General features: G+C 62.2%; 2 protein-coding genes and 1 pseudogene. All 3 read left to right on the plus strand.

Translation table 11 applies throughout. The features are described 5' to 3' along the window. A pseudogene (locus tag ELR45_RS07110) lies at positions 1–1,501 on the plus strand (Eco57I restriction-modification methylase domain-containing protein); the annotation flags it as partial. Further along, entirely contained in the window at positions 1,498–3,810 is a 2,313-nt protein-coding gene (gene pglZ / locus ELR45_RS07115; protein ID WP_129664641.1) for a BREX-1 system phosphatase PglZ type B, read from the plus strand. The pseudogene ELR45_RS07110 and the gene pglZ, both read left to right, overlap by 4 nt. Continuing rightward, a partial coding sequence (gene brxL / locus ELR45_RS07120) for a BREX system Lon protease-like protein BrxL (protein WP_129665064.1) occupies positions 3,807–5,329 on the plus strand: 1,523 nt, incomplete at its 3' end. The genes pglZ and brxL, both read left to right, overlap by 4 nt.

Consider the following 5,329-nt stretch of genomic DNA (forward strand, 5'->3'; position numbering starts at 1 on the left):
AGGGGCAGCCATTCGCTCAGTTGATGCCTCGAACGTCAAAGGTGCATTTGGAAAGGCGGACCTTCTTCGCGGAGGGCCAGTTATTTCCATAAGTTGTGACTCACAGCTCAACAGTCCCGACTCACGACTGACATTCGAGGAATTGGATGCAGGGGAACTCCTCGAGGGCATCGCGGACGGAATCCACGGACTGGGGACAAAGGACTCACCAAGGTTCGTCCGTTACTTCTGGGAGCCTGAACCGTCGAGCGACGCTTGGGAACACCTCCAAGATTCAGTTAGTGAGACCATCGAATGGGGAGGATGCGAGCAGGTGGTCTTCTGGGAGAACGGTGCTGGAATCCTTGCCGAGCGAGGGAAAACCGGCGCAGCCATCTTGGCGGGCGCAAGCGCATACGGCCGACCTGGAGTCCTTGTCAGCCAGATCGGGGATCTTCCGTGCACGCTTTATCACGGCGGACATTTCTTCAAGAATGCTGCGGTCATTGCACCAAAGGAACCGGGATTAGCTCCAGCTCTATGGGCCTTCTGCGCATCGGGTGAATTCTCGGAAAGAGTGCGTAAGATTGATCAATCGCTCAAGGTGACGAACCGTACTCTGGCGAAGGTGCCGTTCGATGTTGAGCGATGGCGACGGGCGGCGGAGGGGCAGTTTCCAGGGGGGCTGCCGGAGCCACGGTCAGGCGATCCGACGCAGTGGCTGTTCGATGGCGGGCCAGAGACTTCGACCGAGCCGCTACAAGTTGCGATCGGAATGCTGGTGGGATACCGATGGCCCGGACAGCCCAACCCGAATGAACTTGACGGGTTGGCGGATCGTGATGGGATTGTGTGCCTGCCGGCCGTCGCGAGTGAGCGCCCGGCTGCGGAGAGGCTGCAGACGTTGTTAGCCAAGGCGTACGGTGACGAGTGGGCGTCAGGGACCGTCGGGAAGCTGCTGGATCAGGCCGGATCGAGCAAGAAGAATTTGGCGGATTGGCTGCGTAACGATTTCTTCAAACAGCATTGCAAGGTGTTCATGAACCGACCGTTCGTGTGGCACATCTGGGATGGCCGCAGGGATGGGTTTTCTGCGTTGGTGAACTACCACCGGCTCGGCAGGGCTGGCACCGAGAAGCTGACCTACACCTACTTGGGTGACTGGATTGAGCGGCAACGTGCCGACGCGGTCGAGGGCGTTGCCGGCGCAGACGTTCGGCTAGCAGCGGCTCGGGAGCTCAAGGGCAAGTTTGAGGCGATTCTGGAAGGCGAGCCCCCGTACGACATCTACGTGCGGTGGAAAGAACTGCATGAGCAGCCGGTCGGATGGGAACCTGATCTTGACGACGGAATCCGGCTGAACATTCGGCCGTTCGTGGAAGCCGGTGTGCTGCGGGCAAGGGTCAATGTGCATTGGAAGAACGATCGCGGCAAGAATCCCGACGGGTCCGAGCGGCGCAACGACCTGCACTACACCCTCGCCGAAAAGCGGACAGCACGGGAGAAGGCCGGGCGCGGATGACGGAGACACTGCTCGATCAGATCGAGGCTCACCTCAGGCAGGCCCTCGCGTACAACGAGAACGCGGAGGTTGCTCCGGCCGCGCTGCTGTGGCCGGATCGTGACCGGCAGTTCACCGAGGCCGCTCGGCGTCTCAGGACGCGCATGCCGGTCTTGACGTTCGGTGAGCTCGACACAAGTCAAGCCCAGGGTCCCGCCTACTGGTTACGTTGCGTGGTTGCCGGGACTGTCGACGCCTCGCTCCCTGCAGGTACTCCGGTGGTCTACCTGCCAGGGGTGGGTCGTGACGACCTACGTGCGATTGAAGGCTGTCCGCGGAAGCTTGCGCCAATCGCCGAGCTGCAGTATCGCGCACAGTGGTTCTCACACCCCAGCGGCAAGGACTGGACGGTCCGTTCCTTGCTGTCAAATTCGGACCGTGGACTTGGGCACGATGTCGCCGAAGACACGGCGACGAGCGAGGCGCTTGGTGGAGCGTTCGGCGAGCTTCTCGGGGTTCCGGTGCTTCGGCTATCGTGGCAGCAAATAGACGCTGGCTTCCTCCGTGGGCTCCTCAATCCGGATCCGGTCGGTGCTCTGCTTGAGTGGCTGGATGATCCGAACGGCTTCCGGGCTCGTCTCAAGGACGAACAATGGACGGCGTTCATCGCGCAGTCCAAGCGTGATTATCACTTCGACCCCGTCGGCGATGGCGAGGTGACCGGGGCCCGGCGCTTGGGCGAGCGTCAAGGCTCGTGGGCAGATGTGTGGAGGCGCTACGAGAAAAACCCGGAGGCCTATCCGGGGATCGAGGCGCGGCTGCGTAAGGGCATGCCGACCGACCAACTCTTTGCCGGGCCCACCGGTGCGTGGCCCCAGGACAATGAAGTGGCCGAGGACAGGCTACGCGGTGCCTTGAGTGACCTGCGGGGCGCGCCTCCAGGCACGGCTCGTGACCGCATCGCCACGCTGTGGCACGAGCACGGTGAACGCCGCAACTGGGTATGGGCCAGGATCGACCGCGCTCCGTTGGCCTTCGCCCTCGAACACCTCCACCGGCTTGCGCAGCTCACGACCCGTGGCCCGAGTGGAGAGGTCGATGACCTCATCGCGGCCTATACAGCAGATGGCTGGCGTGCAGACGACGCCTTCCTGGCCGCGCTCCAAGCCGCTGGCGAAGTGATGGCGGATCGCGAGGCCGTCTCACAGGCGGCCATAGCCATCTACTGGCCGTGGCTGGATGCGCACGCGAGAGCACTCCAGGACGCAATTGGACCATTGAGCAACGCCGAGACGTACAACGTCGGGCAAGAGGCGTCCACGAAGAATGGGATCGTCACAGTGTTCGTCGACGGACTGCGCCTCGATCTCGGACGCCGGCTTGCCGACCGCTTGGGCAACCTCGACGTCACGGTCGACACGACGCTCTCTGCCCTACCTACGGTGACTGACACCGCCAAGCCCGTTCTGACGCCTGTTCCAAACGGTTCTTTGAGGGCTGGCAACGATCTCGGGCCAGCGCGCTCGGATTCACGCGCCAAAGCGAACATCACAGTACTCCGCGCGCTCATGGGCCAGCGTGGCGTCCAGGTGCTACGGGGCGCCGAGACCGGCGACCCGTCGGGATGCGCATGGACCGAAACCGGTGAGATCGACAGGAGAGGGCACGAGTTCGGCATCGGCTTCGTGGACGAGATCGATGAGGAGCTGCAACGGATCGCTAGGCGGGTAAAGCTGCTGCTGGACGCCGGTTGGGAACAGGTCGACATCGTCACCGATCACGGATGGCTGTTGCTCCCGGGAGGGCTAGAGAAGGTTGAGTTACCAGCGGCGACCGTTGAAGTGAAGAAGGGTCGCTGCGCCAGACTCAAGGCAGGCGCCAACGTTTCCGTGTCGACAGTTCCCTGGCATTGGGACAGCGACGTAAGCATCGCCGTCGCGCCGGGAGTGAGCTGTTTCGAAGCGAACCAAGAGTACGAGCACGGCGGAGTGAGCCTGCAGGAATGCATAGTCCCCAGGCTACGGGTACGGGCAGTCGCTGACCGAGTGAGTACGGGCGGAGCGGCGATCACGAAGCTGAAGTGGCTTGGGCTAATGTGTCGCATTGAGTTGGAGAACATCGCACCAGGTGCGACTGTCGATATCCGGGCGAGGCCCGGCGAGCCGGCCAGTAGCGTCGTGGAGGAGGCAAAGGAGACAACGGGTACGCGTCGAGTCTCGCTCCTGGTCCCGGACGAGGATCGCGAGGGTGAAGACGCGTATGTGGTTGTCATAGCGGCGGATGGCGGCATCCTCGTCCAGCGCGAGGTAACGATCGGGGCTAACCGATGACGGATCTTGACGAGCTCGACCGACTTGCCGGTACGGTCTTCGAGGGGTACGTCGTCAAGAAGGACCTTGCTCAACAGTTTCGCGGGCAGTACCCCGTCCCTACATACGTCGGCGAGTTCCTGCTCGGCCGCTACTGCGCCACGACCGACCCGGACGAGATCGCCGAAGGCTTGGAGATCGTGCGTCGCTCGATGAGTGAACGGACGGTCCGACCCGGCGAAGAAGAGCTCTTCAAATCCCGCGCGCGAGAAAAGGGCGCCATCAAGATCATCGACCTGCTGCGCGCCAGGCTCGACACCACGTCAGACCTATACAAGGCTGAGCTTCCGAGTCTGCAGATTCGAGACGTTCACCTCTCGCCGCAGCTCATCAACAAGCACGAGCGGATGCTCACGGGCGGCTTCTACGCCGAAGTGACGCTGGAGTACATGGCTGCGCTAGCCAACGAACAAGGTGGTTCACCGTTCCGCGTTGAATCCATTCGGCCAATCCAAATGTCAACCCGCGATGCGCTCGACACGTTCGCCTCAGGACGAGTTGAGTTCACGCTCGATCAGTGGCGCGACCTGCTGCTGCGATCGGTTGGATTCGAACCCGCGCGGCTAACACGGCGCCAGCAGGACATACTGCTAGTGCGGATGGTCCCGTTCGTTGTCAACAACTACAACGCGGTCGAGCTCGGGCCGCGAGGCACCGGGAAGTCGCACCTCTATCAACAGATCTCGCCCTACGCCCACCTCGTTTCTGGAGGCAAGGCAACCGTTGCGACGATGTTCGTCAACAACGCCACAGGACGGCGAGGGCTGGTCGCGCAGTACGACGCAATCTGCTTCGACGAAGTCTCTGGTGTCTCGTTCGACCAGAAGGACGGCGTCAACATCCTCAAGGGCTACATGGAGTCCGGTGAGTTCAGCCGCGGCAAGGAATCCATCAAGGCCACGGGCGGGATCGTCATGGTCGGCAACTTCGATGTCGACGTCGAAGACCAGCTGCGGAAGGGTCACCTGTTCGGTCCGCTGCCGAAGGAGATGCGCGACGACACCGCGTTCATGGACCGCATCCACGCTTACCTGCCCGGTTGGGATGTCCCCAAGCTGGATCCGTCCTATTTCACCTCGCACTTCGGACTTGTCAGCGACTTCTTTGCCGAGTGTTGGACCCACCTGCGACACATCAGCCGCATCGAAGCAATTCAGGGCCGTCTTGCCTGGGGCTCACAACTGAGTGGCCGTGATCGTCGAGCCGTAGAGAACACCGTCAACGGCTTGCTGAAGCTCCTGTACCCGGATCCAGACGTAGAGGTGCCTGGGGACTTCCTCGACTGGGCAGCCGAGCTCGCCGTCGAAATGCGGCGCCGCGTCAAGGAACAGCAGGCGTTCATAGGTACTGCCGAGTTCGGAGGGGTCGACCTCAGCTACCAGAGCGATGGGGCGGCTGAGAAGGTGGTCTACTGCGCTGAGTCCCTAAAGCATCGCCAACGGGCGGATAGTGAACAAGCGCTGTCCCCGGGGGCGCCAAC

This window comes from Phytoactinopolyspora endophytica (genome assembly GCF_004138495.1).
In the GTDB taxonomy this organism is placed as follows: Bacteria; Actinomycetota; Actinomycetes; order Jiangellales; family Jiangellaceae; genus Phytoactinopolyspora; species Phytoactinopolyspora endophytica.

Coding starts and splice junctions, on each gene's coding strand:
- pglZ (WP_129664641.1), top strand. CDS start 1,498: ATGACGGAGACACTGCTCGATCAGATCGAGGCTCACCTCAGGCAGGCC.